20 protein-coding genes are annotated in these 19003 nt (G+C 67.9%); all 20 read left to right on the plus strand.

Going from position 1 to position 19003, the window contains the following annotated elements; genetic code table 11:
• Positions 1-73 precede the first annotated feature (73 nt).
• The 20 genes from AC3WLZ_RS17935 (at position 74) to AC3WLZ_RS18030 (ending at position 18908) form a co-directional block, all read left to right on the plus strand.
• Positions 74-268 (plus strand): hypothetical protein, encoded by a 195-nt coding sequence (locus AC3WLZ_RS17935; RefSeq protein WP_005052697.1) that lies wholly within the window; start codon positions 74-76, stop codon positions 266-268.
• A 15-nt stretch (positions 269-283) separates the two neighbouring features.
• Entirely contained in the window at positions 284-697 is a 414-nt protein-coding gene (locus AC3WLZ_RS17940; RefSeq protein ID WP_005052695.1) for a TadE/TadG family type IV pilus assembly protein, read from the plus strand.
• Entirely contained in the window at positions 697-1146 is a 450-nt protein-coding gene (locus tag AC3WLZ_RS17945; protein WP_005052692.1) for a hypothetical protein, read from the plus strand. Before AC3WLZ_RS17940 ends, AC3WLZ_RS17945 begins: the two co-directional genes overlap by 1 nt.
• Positions 1143-1553: a pilus assembly protein TadG-related protein gene (locus tag AC3WLZ_RS17950; RefSeq protein WP_005052691.1), complete on the plus strand. Its 411-nt coding sequence runs from the start codon at positions 1143-1145 to the stop codon at positions 1551-1553. Before AC3WLZ_RS17945 ends, AC3WLZ_RS17950 begins: the two co-directional genes overlap by 4 nt.
• A 10-nt stretch (positions 1554-1563) precedes the next feature.
• Positions 1564-2175: a hypothetical protein gene (locus tag AC3WLZ_RS17955; protein ID WP_005052688.1), complete on the plus strand. Its 612-nt coding sequence runs from the start codon at positions 1564-1566 to the stop codon at positions 2173-2175.
• A 280-nt stretch (positions 2176-2455) separates the two neighbouring features.
• Positions 2456-3211 carry a hypothetical protein gene (locus AC3WLZ_RS17960; RefSeq protein WP_253247343.1) on the plus strand — a complete coding sequence of 252 codons (756 nt, stop codon included), beginning with the start codon at positions 2456-2458 and terminating at the stop codon, positions 3209-3211.
• A gap of 16 nt (positions 3212-3227) precedes the next feature.
• Positions 3228-6551 (plus strand): AfsR/SARP family transcriptional regulator, encoded by a 3324-nt coding sequence (locus tag AC3WLZ_RS17965; protein ID WP_005052682.1) that lies wholly within the window; start codon positions 3228-3230, stop codon positions 6549-6551.
• A gap of 156 nt (positions 6552-6707) precedes the next feature.
• Positions 6708-7166 (plus strand): prepilin peptidase, encoded by a 459-nt coding sequence (locus AC3WLZ_RS17970; RefSeq protein WP_172400032.1) that lies wholly within the window; start codon positions 6708-6710, stop codon positions 7164-7166.
• Entirely contained in the window at positions 7167-8048 is an 882-nt protein-coding gene (locus AC3WLZ_RS17975) for a hypothetical protein (protein ID WP_005052679.1), read from the plus strand.
• Positions 8049-8308: 260 nt separating this feature from the next.
• A complete protein-coding gene (locus AC3WLZ_RS17980; RefSeq protein WP_005052675.1) occupies positions 8309-8587 on the plus strand; it encodes a hypothetical protein in 279 nt (92 codons plus the stop codon).
• Positions 8584-8949: a hypothetical protein gene (locus tag AC3WLZ_RS17985; protein ID WP_005052673.1), complete on the plus strand. Its 366-nt coding sequence runs from the start codon at positions 8584-8586 to the stop codon at positions 8947-8949. Before AC3WLZ_RS17980 ends, AC3WLZ_RS17985 begins: the two co-directional genes overlap by 4 nt.
• 38 nt (positions 8950-8987) lie before the next feature.
• On the plus strand, positions 8988-9140 hold the full coding sequence (locus tag AC3WLZ_RS17990; RefSeq protein ID WP_005052671.1) for a hypothetical protein: 153 nt from the start codon (positions 8988-8990) through the stop codon (positions 9138-9140).
• A 2-nt stretch (positions 9141-9142) separates the two neighbouring features.
• Positions 9143-10186 (plus strand): hypothetical protein, encoded by a 1044-nt coding sequence (locus AC3WLZ_RS17995; protein ID WP_005052668.1) that lies wholly within the window; start codon positions 9143-9145, stop codon positions 10184-10186.
• Positions 10187-10677: 491 nt separating this feature from the next.
• The gene (locus AC3WLZ_RS18000; RefSeq protein ID WP_005052665.1) at positions 10678-10950 is read left to right on the plus strand and encodes a hypothetical protein; all 273 of its coding nucleotides are present in this window, start codon (positions 10678-10680) and stop codon (positions 10948-10950) included.
• Between the two features lie 224 nt (positions 10951-11174).
• Positions 11175-16169 carry a DUF8841 domain-containing protein gene (locus AC3WLZ_RS18005; RefSeq protein WP_005052663.1) on the plus strand — a complete coding sequence of 1665 codons (4995 nt, stop codon included), beginning with the start codon at positions 11175-11177 and terminating at the stop codon, positions 16167-16169.
• Positions 16169-16735, plus strand: a complete 567-nt coding sequence (locus AC3WLZ_RS18010; protein ID WP_005052659.1) for a hypothetical protein — start codon at positions 16169-16171, stop codon at positions 16733-16735. The genes AC3WLZ_RS18005 and AC3WLZ_RS18010 overlap by 1 nt, the downstream gene beginning before the upstream one ends.
• A gap of 105 nt (positions 16736-16840) precedes the next feature.
• Positions 16841-17278, plus strand: a complete 438-nt coding sequence (locus tag AC3WLZ_RS18015; protein WP_005052657.1) for a DNA-directed DNA polymerase — start codon at positions 16841-16843, stop codon at positions 17276-17278.
• A gap of 99 nt (positions 17279-17377) precedes the next feature.
• Entirely contained in the window at positions 17378-18088 is a 711-nt protein-coding gene (locus AC3WLZ_RS18020; RefSeq protein ID WP_005052653.1) for a hypothetical protein, read from the plus strand.
• 14 nt (positions 18089-18102) lie between these two features.
• On the plus strand, positions 18103-18318 hold the full coding sequence (locus tag AC3WLZ_RS18025; protein WP_005052651.1) for a hypothetical protein: 216 nt from the start codon (positions 18103-18105) through the stop codon (positions 18316-18318).
• Positions 18315-18908 carry a hypothetical protein gene (locus AC3WLZ_RS18030; protein ID WP_005052650.1) on the plus strand — a complete coding sequence of 198 codons (594 nt, stop codon included), beginning with the start codon at positions 18315-18317 and terminating at the stop codon, positions 18906-18908. Before AC3WLZ_RS18025 ends, AC3WLZ_RS18030 begins: the two co-directional genes overlap by 4 nt.
• Positions 18909-19003 lie beyond the last annotated feature (95 nt).

Below are 19003 nucleotides of genomic sequence, written 5' to 3' on the forward strand. Positions count from 1 at the left end.
AGGCTCCAAACCGGGGCCTATACCTAGTAGACCAAGCACCACCCACCCAGAGAGAGAAAGGAACCAGGATCCTATGTCGACCCTGAGCCGAGAGTTCCTGTCCCGCATGCGCGGGCGGGCAGCTCGCTTCACCGAAGAGCCCGAACGTGGCTCCATCACCCTCGAGCAGGTCATCTGGACCGCCGGGATCGCGCTCGCCGCGGTGGCCGTCGTGGCGATCATCGTCACCGCGATCAACGCCTACGCCGGTCAGATCCCCACCGGCTGAAAGAGCCACCCGCAGATGGTCCGCACCACCAACCCCGGTCACCGGCAGCGCCTCAGAGAAGCGCTCGCCGGTGATCGGGGTGCGGCCACGCTGCAGAACACGATCATCGCCCCGGTACTGCTGCTCGTCCTCGCGGTCTTCCTGCACCTGGGCATCATCCTTCACGCCAACAACCTCGCCCACGCCGCCGCCACCAGCGCCTACAACGCCGCCCGCGCCTACAACGCCAGCGGAACAGACGGCTCCACCGCCGGCCTCGCTGTCCTGAACCAGTCCGGCTCACCGATCAGCGGCGCGTCCGTCGCGGTCGACCGCGGCGCCAACACCGTGACAGTGACCGTCACCGGCAACGCCCCCTCCTTCGTCCCCGGACTGACCACCAACATCGACGTCACCGTGACCGGCCCCACTGAAAGGTGGGTCAACTGATGCGCACCATCCGCACCCTCATTGCCAAGCTCCGCGACGACCGCGGCTCCGCCGGCCTCGAGATCGCCATCCTCGCCCCGGCCCTCGCCGCCGTGCTCGTGCTGCTCGCAGCTTCCGGACGTCTCGCTCTGGCCGGCAATGCCGTCGAGTCCGCAGCGTCAGCCGCAGCTCGCGAAGCCTCGCTCGCGCGCACCACAGCCGAGGCGCAGGAAGCCGCCGAAGACATGGCGCGGATCTCGATGGAACAGTCCGGCGTCAACTGCACCACCCTCTCCGTCAACATCGACGCCTCTGGCCTGAGCGCCCCGATCGGGACCACCGGCCGAGTCAGTGCGACCGTCTCCTGCACCGTCGCACTCAGCGACGCCGCCATGATCGGCCTCCCCGGCACCCGCGACCTCACAGGCACCGCTGCTTCTCCGGTCGACGCCTACAGGGAGCGGCGATGAAAACCATGATCCAGAGGCTCCAAGCCAAGTTCCGTGACGACAAGGGCGTCGCGACGATCTACTTCGTCATCATGACCGTCGCGTTCCTCGCGATCGTCGGACTCGTCGTCGACGGCGCCGGCAAGGTGCAAGCCAACCAGCAGGCCTACACCACCGCAGCCAGTGCCGCCCGAGCCGCAGCGAACGCGGTCAGCGGCCAAGCGATCATCGACGGCACCACCGCGATCGACAGCAACCGAGCCGTCAGCGCCGCCAACGGCTACCTCGCCGCCGCTGGCGTCGGAGGAAGCGTCGCCGTCAGCGGCGACCGCATCACCGTCACCGTCGACACCGACTACTCGGCAACCTTCCTCCCCGTGCCGTTCCCCGTCCAAGCCACAGCCACCGCAGAGCTGATCACCCAATAGGAGCCCCACCATGAGCATCAAGCGCCTCGCCATCGCCGGCATCATCGCCGCCGCACTGACGCTGACCGCATGCACGGGCACCGGCAACCAGAACCCCACCGCCAGCCCCACAGACACCCCGACCCCCACGCCTACCGCCAGCAACGCACAGGTTCCGCCGCCGGCGAGCGAGGATGAGGCGATCACCGCAGCGGAGACCGTGCTGACCCAGTACTTCGTCACACGGGGCGAGGTCAACGCAGCTGGTGGTACCGATACTGCGCCGCTTGAGGCGTGGGCGACCGGGCGAGCTCTCGAGGTCGCTGTCAACGATGCAGCTGGCATCGCAGAGGGGCCGATTCTCAACGTCGACCAGGTGAACGTCGAAGGCCCCGCAACCACAGAGGGAGCGATCAAGTACGAAACGGTTGCTTCCTACGGGCAGGAGTGGGAAGGCATCGAGAACGGTCTTGTCACGATCAATGCCTGCCAGGACGCGAGCGAGTACAAGGTCTGGGCTAGCGACGGGTCGGAGGCCATGCGCCCCGAAGCTCGCAGCACCTTCGACTACCAGGTCGTCTACGACAGCGAGAGCGAGACCTGGCTGGTTTACAACCTGATCAGTCTGGGGGAGAGCTGCTGACCGTAGCTCGGGAGATCGCATGCTGAAACGACTAGTCACCGCCCTTGCCTCGATCGCCTTGATCGCAGGCACCTTGATGGCCACGGCTGCGCCTGCTAATGCTGCCGGTGGTGTTTGGTGTGACCCGGAGTCTTCGCGTTGCTACCTCACGATCTCGATACCTTCGGATCCGGCGCCGAACCCGGACAGCAACGGGTGGACCCCTGGCGCACCGACCTGCTACTACGAGAACTCGCAGTCTGGCCTTCTGCAGCTGGGCTGGACCGAGGATCAGATTCGAGTGTTCGAGGGCGGCACCTACCAGCGCTTCTACGCGATCATCGACTGCGGTGGATCCGACTCGTACTGGTCGAACACGCGGCAGTGCTACGTCTTTATGAAGGACGGCGTATGGCCGGCCCGCCCGCCGGGCTACTCGCAGGAGGCCGGCTACTACGGCTGCATCATGTTCAACCCGACGCCCGGTGGATCGCCGGGCCTGGGCACGGAGAGCAACTTCTGGGGTGAGACGGTCCCGCCGGGGCTGCGGGTGCTCACTCCGGGTGCCGCTGCTCAACAGCTCATCTCCACGTTCGCCCTGCGCGGCATCGACATCGGCATGGCTCCCGAGGTCAACCCGGAATGGGGTCACCGTCGCGGCTACGTCGGGGTGCCGATCTGGCTCTGGGTCAACAACCCCGAGCCCCTGACCTGGGGCCCCTATACGGAGACCGCGACGCTGGGTGGGCAGACGATCACGGCGACCGCTCAGGCCACGTCCGTTCGCTGGCAGATGGGCGACGGCGCGTCGACGACCTGCGGCAACACCGGCACCCCGTACAACGTCGGCTACGGCATGACGACGTCGCCGACCTGCGGTTACCAGTACACGTCGACCTCGAGCCGGAACCCCGGCGATCGCTTCACGGTCACGGCCACGACGAACTGGACCGTGACGTGGACCTCTCTCGCCGGCCCCGGCGGCACCATCAACCTGACCACCAACAGCGCAGTCGACCTCGAGGTCAACGAGCTGCAGACGGTCATCGTCCCCTGACCCCCAAGGAGGCATCATGAACCGCATCGGAAAGGGCCTCGGGTCGCTGATCCTGCTCGCCGTGCTCCTGGTCGGTATCCCCGCCGGGCTCGTGTTCTTCGCCGGCAACCCGCTGCCGTCGTGGGACGAGCTCGTGGCCGGGTTCACGATGCGCGACTACACCGGATCCTTCCTGATCGGGACGATCATGCCGATCGTCGCGTGGATCGCGTGGGCGACCTTCGCTGTCGGCTTCCTCGCCGAGCTGCCCGCGCAGCTGCGCGGCGTGCCGCGGCCGCGGATCCCTGGCCTCGGCGTCCAGCAGAAGGTCATGGGCGGTCTGCTCGCCGCAGTCATCGCACTGTTCTCGCCCGCGGCCGCGTTTGCGTCAGAGGTACCCACACAGCCTTCGGTGTCGATGAGCACCTCTGTCGTCTCGGTTGCGACCACCGAGGCTGCGACTGAGGAGGCCCCTGTCGTCGAGGCAGGCCCGCAGTACGTGGTGACGGGTACGGACACACTCGCCCGGATCGCGGAGAGCACGCTGGGCGACCGCAGCCGCGCTGCAGAGATCTCCGCGCTCAACCTCGGTGTGCAGCAGGCCGATGGGGGAGCGCTGACCGCATCGGGATGGCTGCAGGAGGGATGGGTGCTCACCCTGCCGGCAGACGCCGTCGTGCCAGCCGCAGCGGATGTCGCGGCAGCGCCTGCAAGCGCCGAGGCGGAGACGGTCACCGAGATCACCTACGAGCAGCGTGCCATCGTCTCCGGCGACACCCTGTGGGACATCGCGGCCGAGGAGCTCGGCGACGGTACCCGCTACCCCGAGATCTTCGAGGCCTCGAAAGACATCGTTCAGCCTGGCGGCGGCACCATCACCGATCCGAACTGGATCTACCCCGGCCAGCAGGTCAACATCCCCGTGGCCACCGTCGTCCCCATCGCTCCGACCGACGACGCGGCGGGCACCACCGGCAGCACTGGCTCGATCGACACGGACGAGGGCGCTGCCGGCGCCGTCGACGTCGACGCAGACGAGGGTGCTGGTGCCGCGGGTGCTGGCGGCGGCGCCGACGAAGGCGCTGGCGCGTCGGGTGCGGATGCCGCGGCCGAGGACGAGGCCACAAGCGGTCTGGGGTTCACCACGGATGCCACCCAGGCGCCCGCCGACGAGGCGCCCGTCGACGAGGCTGCAGCTCCGGCCGCGGCCGTCGACGTCGACGAGGACGACACGAGCGGCATTGAGGACTACTTCCAGGTCGCCACCATCGGAGGCATCGGCGCCACACTCGCCGCCGGCCTCCTCACCCTCCTCGGGTGGCGGCGTCTCAAGCAGCGCCGCGACCGCAAGCCCCGCCAGCGGATCGCGATGCCCGACGAGACGGTGTCCTCCGTGGAGCTCGAGCTGCGCGCCGTGGAGAACCCGCTGGGCGCCGAGGCGGTCGACACAGCCCTGCGCCACCTGGCCGTGTGGGCGCAGGAAACCGGCAGCCGGCTCCCCGCGCTGTACGCCCTCCGCCTCGATGAGAGCTCGGTCGCCGTCTACCTCGACGAGCCGACCGACCTTCCGGCACCGTTCACCCAGTACGACCCCGAAGACAAGCTCGCTTGGATGGTCGCGCTGACCGACCTCGAGCCTCTCGACACGGTCCCGTCCGCGCCGTACCCGGCGCTGGTCATGCTCGGCCACGACGACAACAACGGGCACATCTTCGTCGACCTGGAACGGATCGGTGCGCTCAACGTCACCGGCGCCACCGGAGAGCTGCGCCAGGGCGTGCTTACCGCCATCGCGATCGAGCTCGCCGCGAACACCTGGTCTGAGGACGTCCAGGTCACCCTCGTCGGCGTCGGCGATCGCCTCCCGCTCGCGCTCGGCAGCGGCCGCGTGCGTCACGTCGAGGACACCGACACGCTGCTGCGCAACCTGCACGGACAGGCCGCGGCGGTCGAAGCTGCTCTCGCTGAGCTCGGCGTCGACGGGCTCGAGCAGGCACGTACTACCGGAGCGGATGCGGAGGCCTGGGCGCCGGAAATCATCATCCTCGGCGACAACCCGGACGAAGCCACCCGTGAAGCCATCAGCGAGCTGGTCACCCGGATCCCGCGGGTCGGTATCGCAGCTGTCAGCGCCGGCCACCTGACGGGCAGCTGGAACCTGGCACTCACCGAGGACCGTCGAGCTCAGCTCGAGATCCCCGGCACCGGCGTCGCCATCCCGATCACCCCGCAGCTTGTCGGCACGCGCGAGTACAACGAGATCCTCGCGCTGTTCGACGTCGCCACAGAGGGCGCCGCTACCGGCGTCGCGCTCGACGACGAACTCGAGCTCGACGAGATCCCCGCCGCTGCAGTCGAAGCCGACGAGGTCGAAGCCGAGCAGCTCCCGCTCGTCGACGAGCCCGACGTCGAGATCTCCGAGCCTGTCGCCGCCGAGAAGGAGGCGGAGATCTCCGAGGCGGACGAGGCAGCACCCGCCGCCGTCGACGAGGAGCCGGCGGAGACCGTCACGGTCGACCTGGTCGACGAGGAGGCCGCGGCCGAGCACGACGAGCCGCTCGCGGCGATCACACCGCTGCACCGTGGGCCGTACCTGCAGCTGCTCGGACCCGTCGAGGTTCGCGGCGCGCGTGGAGAGGCGCCGGTGAACCCGAACACCGCCGCGCAGTGGCGATCGGCAATCCGCAAGGGGACCGAGCTGGTCGCGTTCTTGTCGGTGAACCCGAACGCCACCGCCGAGCAGGTACACGCCGTGTTCTGGCCCGGCCAGATCGCCTCGGGCAAGAAGGCAAACGACGACCGCAACGGGCTGACCTCCAAGACTCGCCGCTGGCTCGGACAGAACGATGACGGCGAGCTCTATGTGCCGCTCGTGACGACGGGGGAGTACCGGCTGCACGAGGACGTCCGCTCCGACTGGCAGGACTTCCTCGGTCTCATCGGTGACGAGATCTCTGACACCCCCACCGACCGGCTGCTCGCTGCGCTCGAGCTCGTCAAGGGACAGCCCATCAGCGGCGTCCCCGACAAGCGCTACGTGTTCGCCGACCGGCTGCGCAACGAAATGATCGCGACCATTGGCGACGTCGCCCATGAGGTAGCCACCCGCAGCCTGTCCACAGGGAAGGTCCGACACGCACGCCTCGCCTCCGCGATCGGACGCATGGTCGACCCCATCAACGAGGTCTTCTGGCGTGACGGTCTGCGCGCCGAGCACCAGGCAGGCGACCACGCCGGCGTCGAGCGACTGATCACGCAGCTCGAGCAGAACCTTGCCGCCGTCGACGAGGACTACGAGCCCGACACCGAGACGCAGTCCCTCATCGCTCAGCTGCGACAGCGCCACGCGATCGCCAGCTGACCCATGACCACAACTCGTGAGGCCCCCCAAAGCGCGCGCGCGGGACGTTTCCCGGCGTTGCGGTACCCGCTCGCGGCTGTGGGGGGCTTCGCTCTGTCAGCGGCCATCACAGCGCCCCTGAGCCCCGATCTCGGGCTCACGGTCGGCAGTTGGGTCATGATCAGCGTCTACAGCGTCTACGGGGCGCTCCTGGCGCGCACGGACCTGCAGGAGCGTCGACTGCCCGACGCGCTCACACTCACGCTCGCCGCCTTCCTGACGGGCACCGTCCTCGCTCTCGCGATCACTGCCGGCGCCGGCGGTGCAGCGATCTCTGCAATCAGCGGCGCACTCGGCCTCGCGGTGTTGCTGGCAGCGTTCGGGCTGCTCGGGCAAGTCGGTTTCGGTGACGTGAAACTCGCTCTCAGCGTGGGGCTGCTCACCGGGTGGCACACCTGGTACTTCCCGTTCATCGCAATCGCGGTCGCCTACGTCCTCGCGTTCCCCCACGCGATCATCGCGGCGGTGCGACGCAAGCACGGACACGAGAGCACGGACCTCCCGTTCGGCCCCTACATGATCGCCGCCGGCCTGGTCGTCGCGATCGTCGCCACCCTCGCCACCCTCGCCAGCTGAATGTCCGACGAGTACTACAGCCCCGAAGGGGAGTACCTACGGCGCGTGCTGCGGCGCAGGCGCGCGCGGACCGAAGTCGCGGCCGCGGGCTGGTTCGGCCGCAGACGCGCACGCGACCAGCTCCGTGAGCTCGAAGAGAGCGACGGCCTCGACGATGCAGCACAGCGATGGGCGCGTTCGATGCTGCTGACCGAGATCGCGAACGCCTGGGCGCGGACCTCCCGGCATTCCAACGAGTGGCATCCGCGACTGCTCGAGCACCTTCCGGGCCTCGCCGAGGAGGCCGCGGCCGAGGCTGTGCTGCAGGCCGGTGACGACGAGTTGCTCCACCCGCTGCTCACCGCCGCGGCCGCGGAACAGCTCGCGCGTGAGAACGTCGATCGGGTGAGGCGCGTGGTGGACGACCCGACCATCTACCTGCTGCGCACCACGACGCCAGAGGGGAACCCGATGACCGTGCTGCAGCACGCTGCGAGCGGTCTGCGTGGACGATTCGCCGTCGATCCCTTCGACGGGTTCGGTGACGTGTTCTCGAAGCCCTACGACATCCCGTCGATCAACCCGGACAACCCGCACGACGATGGCAACCGCTGGGAGCTGTACGCGGGTCTCGGCATCGGGCGTCGCCTGTACCTCTCCGCGGCCGACCTCCACCCACACGTCCGCTGGCGTGCCGGTATCCAGAGCCCCTATGCGGCGCCGCTGCGCACCAGGCTGCACGACGCCGACCCGTACCACTGGGGGGCGAGCTGCACCTGGTGCAACGAGCGGCGGATCATCTGGCGCGAAGCCGACCCGACCAAGCTCGCCGAACACCCCATCACGCCGGCGCCGGCCGCGATCGCCCCCCGGATCATCGAAGTCATCACCAGCTCGAGGTAGCAGAGGGTCATCCTCCGTGGATGCTCGCGCCGACGAAGACCGGGGGAGAGGCCACCTGTGGCAGCGCCTCCTCACGGCCGCACACCACGCACGCCAACGCGGCAGGGCGATCGCGCATCACCACACCGCAGCAATGCGGCTGGGTGCCGGCTGCCAGCCAGTCGTGGACCATCCTGCGAAGCTACGCCCCCGCGCGGCCGCGAGCATCGACTTCTCCACAGCACGTTCCCCAGACAGGTGTTTTGTGGCACAATACCTATATGGGAATCGAGTGGCCGGAGTCAGCTGACAAGCACGACATCCCCCACGCTGACGCTCTCTACGCAATGCAGAACGCGACCTACACGAGCACCAAGGTCAAGATCAACGACGGCGACACCCGCAACCAGCGTCGCGTCTTCATCGGCCCACAGCACGCACAGACCGATCGGCTGATCGAAGTGCTCATTGAACTCAAGCCCGGCGGCAACTTCGTCGTCTACCACGTCATGCCGCTGGGCGCCTACTACCGCCGACAGATGGAGGAGGAGAACGAATGACCCTCAGCAAGAAGGACCAGGAGCGCTACGCCACCCTCGCCGCGCTCGAAGAGCAGCCCACCGGCGCGTCAACGCCGGGGGATAGCGCCCACGGCGCCGACGCCGCAGCCATCGGGCAGCAGCTCCTCCTCGAGGCCCTCGGAAGCACACAGGCTGTCGCACGGGCCGTCGGAGGACGACCCCGCGTCGGCGGCACGGCCGCGGGATCCGGCGCGTCCCCGACGATCCGCACCCGCGTCACCCCGACCCGCAAGCGCGAGGTCGACCAGCTGCGCGCGCAGCTGGGGATGAAGACCGACTCCGACGTCGTCCGAGCCGCCCTCGACGAGTACGTGCAACGGCACCTGCAAGCCAGCGCATGACAGCGGGGAATGTCGGAGACGACCACTAGGGTCCGCCCATGCGCGTCATCGGAACCATCCGCAGCACCGCCACAGAGCGGATCACCGTCGAGGCCGGCAGCTACCAGGAAGCGCGCGAGATGCTCGAAGCGCAGATCCCCGAAGGCCACGAACTCATCGCCATCCGCACCGACGACACCGACGCCAGCTGACCATGGGCACACTCGCAGACTCGATACCCGCAGCTCACGCGCGAAGCGCCTGGGCTGCGGGTATCGAGCCCCTGCGTGAGGCGTTCCCACTCCACGCCGACAAGCTCGTCCGCGCGATCGCGTACTCCTACATCGAGCCCCTCCCGACACCGATCTTCATCATCGGGGGAACCCCCACAACCCGAGACGCGCTCGCCGACGCACTCGCCGAGCTCGCCGGCGAGATCGAACGACCACACATCGACCCCCTCACGTTCGCAGGAGTCCGACGTGCCGTCGTGCCCGGCAGGCCACTGGTCCTCACCAGCGCCCCCCACGTCAGCCCCCGCGCACCACTCAGCGCGCTCGACGAGATCGAGATCGAGAGCTTCGTCTCATTCGCCACCCCACTCAGCAAGGCCTCCGCGCTGATCATCGCCAGCTCTCAGACAATTCAGCCGCTCAGCGCCGAGCGCTCCATCACCATCGAGCTTCCCCAGCGTCCGCGCAGCCTTCAACCGCTCCGCTCGCTGGGAAGTGAACCCGCCGCTGCCGGCCGACGCATCATCGCGAGCTATCTGCAGCAGAACGCGCCCCACCTGGATCTCGACCCTCATGGGATCAACATCGCCCGACATCCCGACTTCGCCAAGCCCCGGCGCCTCGACGCCGCGTTCTACCTCGGCGACACGATCCTGAGCACCCTCGGCCTCGATGCTCCCGCCCAGCCCGCGACGTCATGGCTCGGCGAGGACGACCAAATCATCTGGGCCCTACGCGAGGCCGTCAGATACCTGCTCGCCAACGGCGGCGAGCTCACCGACAACGCCAGCCAGACCAAGGAGTGGGTGATCGGACGCACCGACCACCGCTACCTGTATATCCGCCCCACCGAAGCGCTGCCCTTCATCCGGGCCGCGCACGGTGACCCCACCCTCAGCATCAAAGCGATCACCACGACACTGCGCCGGCTACATCTGATCGGCACCAAGACCGGAACCGTGACCGCGCGAATCGGTGGAGAACCCACCCGCGTCTGGAAGATCCCCGCCGATCGAGAGATCTAGCGCGACACGCCGAGCTCAGCGAGCGAAGACGGGCCACACCACCCGAGGAATCCACTCCGAGGAAGCGTCGGATGACACACAACCCTCGTCGACGCAGCAGTATTGCTCGCACGTCGCTGTAACAGCAAAGCCCGACTCGCGCGCAGTGGTACACAATTGAGGTGTACCAACGAAATTAGCGCTGACCTGGGGTTTCATTACCTCTGGTACACCTGCCGATTCGCAAGGTGTACCAAGCATTTTTGCCTTCTGATCAGTGTTTTTATCGCGTTTGGTACACCTGGTACACCTTTTCAGCGGCAGCCCTCACACATGCGCGCCCGCGCGAGGCGTAAAAGGTGTACCAACAGCGAAGCCAAACTTTTTTCGGGAACCGATGTCCGCGAAGCGTCCGAGGCTGGGCCTATACCTGGCATGAGAGCTCAGAGCCGTCTGCGCGACGCACCGAACCAATCCGTGATTCTGAATCAGCTACGTGCTAGAAACAGGGCATGCCAGCCAGAGCGAAGCCAGGACGTCGTTCATACGGCCCTCGCGCCGTCAGGACGGTTCGATATCCGGAGGCCTACGACCCGATCCTCGAACGCCTCGCTGCGGAGTCTGGGATCCCCCTCAGCAGCTGGCTTGCGCTGGCTGTCTCACAGCAGGCCGGGCTTGAGATCCCGGACTACGTCAAGGACGAGTTGGAAAAGGCGGCGCGCGAGCGCGCTACGCGCGAGGCAGAACAGGAGCTCGACATGCTCGACATGCCAAAGTCCGCGTAGAAAGACTCAACCCCCTCCGGTCTGCCAACCATCGGGGGTCTTGAGTGCTTTTGGGTCACAGCCTCCTGCCAGAGGCTGATCAAGTTACTGATGCTGAGTCAGTCAATCCATGATCGGATGTTCATGATTATAGCCGCGATATTGCGGATGTCTAGCGTTGGTGTGGCCGTCGTGTCGCACACGCTGGGCGCTGCAGCGTGCACCCGAGGGGGTGTGCTGCAGCGATGACGCTTGAGTACACCGGCACGTCGACGGCTACGAACTCTCTCGATCGTGTTCTCGAGGCCCTGGACCGGGGCGGGTGGAAGCCCCGCCGGCAGGGAAGCCAGCACATGGCGCTGTGCCCAGTGCACGGCGACGCGATGCCGTCGCTGAGCATCCGCTACGACCGCACCGGCGGCAAGGTGATGTTGCACTGCTTCGGCTGCGGCGATGCCTTCGATCTCCGCGACGTGTGCGGCGCGCTCGGCCTGACCGTCAGCGACCTGTTCGACGCACCGCTGCCCGCCGATCGCCGCACCGGCTCGCGCACCCCGCGGGCGAAGCGGCCCTCGCTGCCGCCGCGGCTGACGCAAGATGAGCTCGCCCCCAAGACTCCGGATCTGACGGGCGCGACATGGCGCCAGGTCAAGGTCTACGAGTACGTCGACGACAACGGCGTCGTCCTGCAGCGCGTGCACCGCGAAGAGACCACCCTGGACGGACAGCGGCACAAGAGGTTCACGCAGAGCTACCGTGGCGCCAACGGCCGGTGGGTCAAGCGCAAGCCCGAAGGCTTTGCGCCCCTCCTGTACAACCTCGCCGCGATCCGCGCAGCGGTCGCCGCCGGCGGCGACGTGTGGCTGCTCGAGGGGGAGAAGGACGCCGACAGCGCGATCGCCGAGGCCCTGGCCGCGACGACGAACGCCGGCGGTGCCACGGCGTTCCCCGCCGAGCTGCTCGAGCAGTTCCGCGGCGCCACCGTCAACCTGGTCGTCGACAACGATCCCGCCGGCGCACAGCGGGCCGCGGCGGTCGGCGCGCAGCTGGCGGAGCTGGGCATCCCGGCACGGATCTACCTGCCCAACCTCGACGACCGCAAGTCGGACTTCACCGACCACATGGACGCCGGCGGCACCGTCGCTACGCTCGTCGAGATCTCCGTCGACGACGCCCGCGCCATGGTCGCCGCGGCCGAGGCAGACAAGCTCGTCCACGGCCGCACCGGCGTCGCCGTGTGCCTCAAGGAAGCGACTGCCCAGCTTGAGCAGAACCAGCAGGACCGGGCAACCTCCGAGCAGCACGCCGAGGCGTGGGCGCGCGAGTCCCTCAACCGCCTCGAGCGGATCCACGCGATCAACCCGGACCTGACCGCGGAGCAACTCAGCGACCGGGGCCGCGTCGCCCTGACCGAGTACGCGGCCGCGGTCGCGGAGGGCGCGCGGATCTCCCGCGACACCTACATCGTCGCAGGTCTCGACGTGCCCCAAGCGGTCGCCTCCTCCGTGGTCGCAACCCGCCCCGTCGTCGACGAGCAGCAGCCGGCAGAGACTATCGAGATCACCCCCTCCGCACCCCTCACGCAGACCGGCAGCGGCGGCGGGGGAGTGTTCTTCGGCAACGACAACCCCGAGGACCAGCCCGAGAAGCGCCCCTTCATCCGAGGCAACCACTACGGCGTGGTTGAGGGGCAGACCGTGCTCATCAAGCACACCCCCGGCGACGAGGACGACCAGTACCATCGGGTCATGCACGGCTGGGCAGAGGTCCAGACAGTCGCCATCGAAGACGACGGCACGGACAACGAGATCGCTCGCCCCCCGCACCTGTACGTGATCAAGTTCTCCCGGTGGGTCCGCAACGATCGCGGCTACCCGATCCGCGACAAGGAGACCGGCCAGTTCCAGACCGAGTCGGTGGTGCTCAAGTACACCGAAGACCAGATCCGCGACGGGTCATGGTCCAAGGCGATGCCCTGGCCTGGGTTCCTCGAGTCGAACAGCCGCCGCGGCGCGGATCAGGCATGGGATGCGATGAACGCGATCAAGCCGCCGCGGAACAACAGCATCGTGCACACCACGGTCGGATGGCGCACCACCGACACCGGCGACTACTTCGTGCACGCGACCGGCGCGATCGCCAAGAACGGCGCGCTCGGCGTCGAGGTCGACGTCGCGACGACCTCCGAAATCTACGCGATGCCCGAGCCGACCACCGACCGCGACCAGCTGCGCCAGGCGTGGCTCGACGGCACCGTGGCGCTGCGGGAATCCGAGCTGCCCGCCCGTGTGATCGCACCGCTGCTCGGCCACTCCTGGACCGCCCCGGTCCTGCCTGGCCCGATCTTGCTGCACCTGGTGGGCGGGTTCGCTTCCTACAAGACCTCACACAGCCGTCTGGCCGTGCAGTACTTCGCCCCGAACCTCACCCACAACACCAAGGGCCTGATCTCCGGCGCATCCGGCGGATCCACCGCGATCGGCCTGCAGCGCACCCTCTCCGCGATCAGCAACGTGCCGGTGATCGTCGACGACTTCGCCCCGGACGGCAACGCCAGCGACGCGATCCGCCGCATCAGCACCCTGGGCCGCACCGTGTTCAACGGCATCGGTCGCATCCGCGGCAAGCAGCGCGGCGGCGCCGAGGCCGACCGCCCGATCCTCGCCAGCATCATCACGTCCGGCGAACTCTCCGCCCAGGGCTCCGCCGACTCCCGCATTGTCAACCTCCCGCTGGATCCCGCCACGCTCAAGAACGGCGGCGTGATCTTCGGTCGCCTCGAGTCCAAGCGCGCCCGCCACGCTCGCGCGCTCATCGGTGCTTCGCTCGTGCAGTGGACGGCCGCGCGCCGTCAGCAGCTCGTCGACGACTTCACCGAGGCCGAAGAGGACAGCGAGCACCGCCTGTGCACGCAGGCCTACTGGCGTGAGGCCATCCCCCGCCAGAACGGGCACGCGGGCCTCCACGACCGCCTCGTGCAGTCTGCCGTGGTCCTGGACCGCGGCATCATGATCATGCTGATGATGCTCCGCGACCTCGACGTCATCAGCGACGACGAGGCCCGCGACTTCTACGGGTGGGCGCGAGCGGGCATCGCCGAGGCGATCAGTCTGCAGGACTCGTCCGCATCCGACCCCGCCGAGCAACTCATGGAGTACCTGCGCGAGGCGATCGCCAACGGCAACGCTCACCTAGCCGGCATGGACGGCACAGTCCCCGACGATGCGAGCTCGCTGGGGTGGGCCGACCAGTCCACCGGAATGAACCCGCAGTGGCGCCCCAACGGGCAGCGCGTCGGCGTCATCAACAAAGACCGCCTCTACCTGTTCCCGACGACGGCCGTCGCCGTGGCCCGTCAGATGTCGCAGCGCGCCGATGAAGCGTTCAGCGACACCAAGACCTCGCTCTCCTCGTCGATGCTCTCCCACGGCTGGCTCATCGCGGACGGCGCCGGCAAGCGCAGCGTCGTCCGCCGCACCGGACGGTCGATGCAGCACCGCGTGTGGGACATCCCACTGTCCGCGCTCACCGGCAGCGGCCCCGACACCCCGAACGACGACACCGGCCTGGACGGGGGAGAAGGCCCCCAGACGCCGCCCGAGAACGACATCCCGTCGCTGTTCGAGGCGCCCAAGGTCGACGAGGCCACAACCACCCCCGAGGCGCCCGCACAGCCCGCCGTGACCGAGCCCCAGCAGCCTGCATCCGCAGAATCACCCGCCGCGCCTGCCCCCCGACCGGCAGCGCCCGCACAGCCCGCCGTCGCGACGTCGGCCGAGGACTTCCGTGCACCGCTCGGCGTGCTCCACACGGACGGGCTGTGGCTGTCCACGGGCGAGCTGATCACCATCCGCGGTCAGCTCGAGCACGCCGGCCAGCTCGCGCAGCTCGCCACCGACCTCAACCTGGGCACCCGCATCAACCAGGGCACCAACGGGGCGCGCAAGACCGAGCGCGGCCAGATCTTCCTCACCATGGAAGCCGCTCTCGCTCTCGGACTCCCGCTGGACACCCTGCCCGAGTCCACCGACTCCGACTACGGCAAGCTGCTGCGCGAAGCCACCAAGGGGCACCCGTTCATCACCATGGCGACCGAGACCGGATTCTCGCTCAGCGGCGACGGATCCATGGCCGGCAGCATCGACATCTGGCGCGAGGATGACCGCCGGATCGGCGCGCACATCGCCCTCATCCCTGCCCAGGACTTTCGCTTCATCAGCACGATCCTCGACGGCGACCCAGACCCCGCGACCATCGCCCGTCGCCTGGGGAAGTTCACCGCGGCGCTCAAGTTCCCCTACCGCAGCAGCGCCGGCACCACCGGCACCAAGCTCATGCGCGCGCTGCTGCCCCGCGACAAGCACGACGAGATCTACTACCCACAGGACCGCCCCGGCCCGGTCAAGGACCAGATGATGGCCGAGGGTGACTTCAACTGGCAGCGCAAGCTCTTCGGCGACGAGCTCGAGCAGCGCTGGGTACACGGCTTCGACCGTGGAGGCTCCTACCTCGCCGCCGCGAGCACCGAGGTCGGCGTCGGAGCCCCCACCCACTACGACGGCCCGCTGCAATTCACCAAGGCCACGAACAAGCCCGGCTACTGGCTGATCACCGCACCGGAACCCGGCAGCTGGCTGATGCCCGACATCTTCGCCGCCCAAGGCATCGTCCGTGACGGGTTCACCGGATCGCAGATCTGGGTCACCACCCCCACGCTCGAGCTCGCGAGCGAAATGGGCCTCGAGCTCGAGATCCACGAAGCCTGGCTGTGGGACCGCAAAGCCAAGGTCTTCGAGGCCTGGTACAAGCGGGTCCGCGACGCCCGCACCACCCTCGACACCACCGACGTCGACGACCAGGCCGCTCGTGACCTCCTCAAGATCGTCTACGCGGCCGCGATCGGCATGCTCGACTACCGCGGCGACCACGACACCCTCGCCGTGTGGGCCCCGCACCGCCACGACATGATCGTCGCGAAGTCCCGCGCCAACATCATCCGCCGCGTCCTCGCCAACGCCGAGCGCACCGGCCGCTGGCCCGTCGCGATCGAGAAGGACACCGTCGTCTACACCAGCGACCACATCGACCCGCTCGAGGCCTGGCCCGGCGACCCGTCCTGGTTCGGCCGCGGCCTCGGTCAGTACAAGTACGAGGGCTCCGACCAGCTCTCGCATCACGCCGAGTTCCTCAACGGCGACGGCACCTACAAGGGCAAGCGACACCTGAATGAGTTGATCTGATGGCACTGAGCAAGGAAGCGCAAGCGCGGCAGCTCGCCGCGATGTTCGAGGGACTCACCGGGCACAAGCTCCCCGAGGTCTCCCGCGACACCAAATCCATGCTCAAGTTCCTCTTCCCCGGCCAGAGCGACCGGTTCCCGATCGCCACGAAGCTCGCCGCCACGAAGCTCGGAGTCTCCCAGGGCACCGTGCAGCGCTGGATCCGCGGGGCGCAGAATCCCCGCGCCGCGATCACCCAGGAGCTCACCAAGCGCGTCCGCCAGTCCGTCACCACCAAGCGCGGCCGCGGTCAGCTCGCCAAGCGCATCCAATCCCAGATCCCCACCCGTCAGCGCACCATCCGCATCAACGCGCTGCAGGGCCCGTCCGCAGACCCCACGGACAAGAAGTACGTCGCCGAACGGTTCAGCAACCTCGATATGTCGCCCTCCGAGCAGCAACAGCTCTATGACGCCTGGGTGCAAGGCGGCGACACCGGCGCCACCGACTACCTCACCGGCCTCTACGACAACCGCTACGTCGACGGTTGGCAGTTCCACGGCATCAAGGGCGTCGAGTTCCGCTGACACGAATGACCCGGCACCACAGCCTCGTCACGCTACGCTGTATGTAGTGAATGTCACGCTTTTATCAGGTGTGACCGGACTGACGACCAGAGAAAGGACCAGCCGATGGCAGCCTCCATGCCCGAGCTCGTCGACTACGCCTACATCGCCGAGAAGCTCAACGTCTCTCAGCAGACGGTGCGCGTCTACGCCACCGGCACCAAGCAGCGCAAGGCCGGCTTCCCCGAGTCGGTCGCACCCAAGACCGCGCGCTCGCCGCTGTTCCGCAAGAAGGACGCCGACGCGTTCATCCAGCGACGCCTCACCGAGACCGCCGGCGACACCGCCCAGGAAGAGGCAGCTCACAGCGCATTCGCCGAGCTCGGCCGCGAGATCAACCTGCGCAGCCGCGAACAGCTGCAGCAGGCCCTCTTCGAGGATCTCAGCCTGCCCCGCACCGAGAAGGACTCCGTCTCGACGCCAGCGCTCAAGAAGCTCTATGCCGACACCGGATCCACCTTCGTCGCCCACGTACTCGCCTACCGCGGCGCTGCAGTCGAGTGATCGCCTCGCGCTCGCCGCAGCGCCGGCACCAGCTCGGTTGACGGAGCGCGCCCACGCCTCTAGGCTGTGAATGTCACATTCACTAGTAGGAGTCAGGTAATGCCAGACGAGATCGACACGCCGGCACCCTTGTGGTTCACCCCCGAGAGCGCCGACGTCGATGCGCTCGAGCAAGCCTGGGGAGCCCACAAGCTCAGCAAAATCATGGGCGCCGCCCTCGGCAGCTTCAACCGGCTCGGCCACGTCAACGCCGGCACCGCCTCCGACACCTTCGGCGTCTCGGAGGGCACCATCCGCCGGTGGATCCGCGACGGAGTTCCTGCCAGTCGACTCGAGCGTGTCATCTCGCTCGTCCGCCCACCACAGGGCGCATTCGACCAGGAGCGCAAGGATCTCGTCTACGCCCGCGGCGCCGTGACCAAGATCACCACCGATCCAGAGAACGCCGTCGCACTCTGGGGCTACAAGGGCTACCTCGAGCAGTGGGATCTCGCGATCATCAAGATCAAGGGAATGCCCGTCCTCACCGTCCGCATGGCCCGCACCGACCGCGACCGCGCCGCAGACAAGCGTCTCGTCGCCGGCGGCGAGCTCGTCGAGCGCGTGACCTTCCCGAGCTACTGGGCAGCCATCGTCGCCCGTAGCGAGCTCCTCGAGGACGTCTACCCCTACCGAGTCCAGCTGCGCAACACGAAGCTCGCCAGCGGCGCTGGCAAGGCTTTCCTCGACGAGGCTCCCCGCAAGACGTTGCGCTCCTACCGGAAGCGTGCCCGCACCAGCGTCCGCAAGACCACCGAACAGAGCGACTGACAGGCGGCAGAGGCATGCTCCGACAGCTCCCGCTCAACCTTCCCGACGAGGACGAGCTTCTCGCCGTCGCCACGATCACGCTCGACGGCGCCGGGGAGTACAGCCTGAGCATCCACAACATCGTCGACGCCCCGCTCAAAATGACGCCCACTCAGCAGGCTCGAGCGCTGCGCATCCTCGCCACCGGTATCGAAGCAGAAGAAGCAGTCGGCAGAGAGCAGACCCCGTGAGCAAGGGGCACACGGGCCCCACGTTCTGGCATGGCGGGTTCCCCGGCCTCACGGTCGGCTCACGCCTCCTGAGTCCCTATGACGCCGCGGCCGCGCGCATCCCGATCTCATACACACCCCGCGATCGGCCGCAAATCGGCCTCGTCTCTCGCACCGATCGCGTTTACTTCAGCACGCGCCAGGAGTTCGCTCGCGCCTTCGCGTTCCAGACCGAGATCACCACACCCTCCGGCACCCTGACATCGCGAGGCACCCTCTACGCCGTCGAGCCGATCGGCGCCACCGAGGAAGATCCCGACTTCGCCGGCCACGAGATCTCATGGTGCGCGCCCGGCGCCATCATCACTGCGATCGTCGAAACCGATGTGCGCATGCGAGCTCGTGACGCAACCCGCGTCATCGGCAGCTACGCCACCTGGGACGACGGTCGACCGATGTACCTCGAGGACGGACGGCTCTGCATCACCTGGCAGATGGAGAGCCTCGGCCTCACTCAGGACACCGTCGACGAGATCGTGCGTCCGTGGACTCCTGTCGAAACCGCACTCGAGCGCATCGCGACAGCCACCCGTACCCATCACCCCCGCTGACCGGGGGAGCCGCGGTGTCGACCGCGCTCGGAATCGAGGCGAGGCCGGCCGAGCGCAGCGAGCCGGACCTGCCGGGCACCGCCACGACAACTGCA

This window comes from Microbacterium sp. FW305-3-2-15-F-LB2 (genome assembly GCF_058787255.1).

Coding starts and splice junctions, on each gene's coding strand:
- AC3WLZ_RS17995 (WP_005052668.1), top strand. CDS start 9,143: ATGGGCACACTCGCAGACTCGATACCCGCAGCTCACGCGCGAAGCGCC.
- AC3WLZ_RS17940 (WP_005052695.1), top strand. CDS start 284: ATGGTCCGCACCACCAACCCCGGTCACCGGCAGCGCCTCAGAGAAGCG.
- AC3WLZ_RS17945 (WP_005052692.1), top strand. CDS start 697: ATGCGCACCATCCGCACCCTCATTGCCAAGCTCCGCGACGACCGCGGC.
- AC3WLZ_RS17975 (WP_005052679.1), top strand. CDS start 7,167: ATGTCCGACGAGTACTACAGCCCCGAAGGGGAGTACCTACGGCGCGTG.
- AC3WLZ_RS17965 (WP_005052682.1), top strand. CDS start 3,228: ATGAACCGCATCGGAAAGGGCCTCGGGTCGCTGATCCTGCTCGCCGTG.
- AC3WLZ_RS17985 (WP_005052673.1), top strand. CDS start 8,584: ATGACCCTCAGCAAGAAGGACCAGGAGCGCTACGCCACCCTCGCCGCG.
- AC3WLZ_RS18005 (WP_005052663.1), top strand. CDS start 11,175: ATGACGCTTGAGTACACCGGCACGTCGACGGCTACGAACTCTCTCGAT.
- AC3WLZ_RS18015 (WP_005052657.1), top strand. CDS start 16,841: ATGGCAGCCTCCATGCCCGAGCTCGTCGACTACGCCTACATCGCCGAG.
- AC3WLZ_RS18025 (WP_005052651.1), top strand. CDS start 18,103: ATGCTCCGACAGCTCCCGCTCAACCTTCCCGACGAGGACGAGCTTCTC.
- AC3WLZ_RS17955 (WP_005052688.1), top strand. CDS start 1,564: ATGAGCATCAAGCGCCTCGCCATCGCCGGCATCATCGCCGCCGCACTG.
- AC3WLZ_RS17990 (WP_005052671.1), top strand. CDS start 8,988: ATGCGCGTCATCGGAACCATCCGCAGCACCGCCACAGAGCGGATCACC.
- AC3WLZ_RS18020 (WP_005052653.1), top strand. CDS start 17,378: ATGCCAGACGAGATCGACACGCCGGCACCCTTGTGGTTCACCCCCGAG.
- AC3WLZ_RS18010 (WP_005052659.1), top strand. CDS start 16,169: ATGGCACTGAGCAAGGAAGCGCAAGCGCGGCAGCTCGCCGCGATGTTC.
- AC3WLZ_RS17935 (WP_005052697.1), top strand. CDS start 74: ATGTCGACCCTGAGCCGAGAGTTCCTGTCCCGCATGCGCGGGCGGGCA.
- AC3WLZ_RS17950 (WP_005052691.1), top strand. CDS start 1,143: ATGAAAACCATGATCCAGAGGCTCCAAGCCAAGTTCCGTGACGACAAG.
- AC3WLZ_RS17980 (WP_005052675.1), top strand. CDS start 8,309: ATGGGAATCGAGTGGCCGGAGTCAGCTGACAAGCACGACATCCCCCAC.
- AC3WLZ_RS18000 (WP_005052665.1), top strand. CDS start 10,678: ATGCCAGCCAGAGCGAAGCCAGGACGTCGTTCATACGGCCCTCGCGCC.
- AC3WLZ_RS17970 (WP_172400032.1), top strand. CDS start 6,708: ATGATCAGCGTCTACAGCGTCTACGGGGCGCTCCTGGCGCGCACGGAC.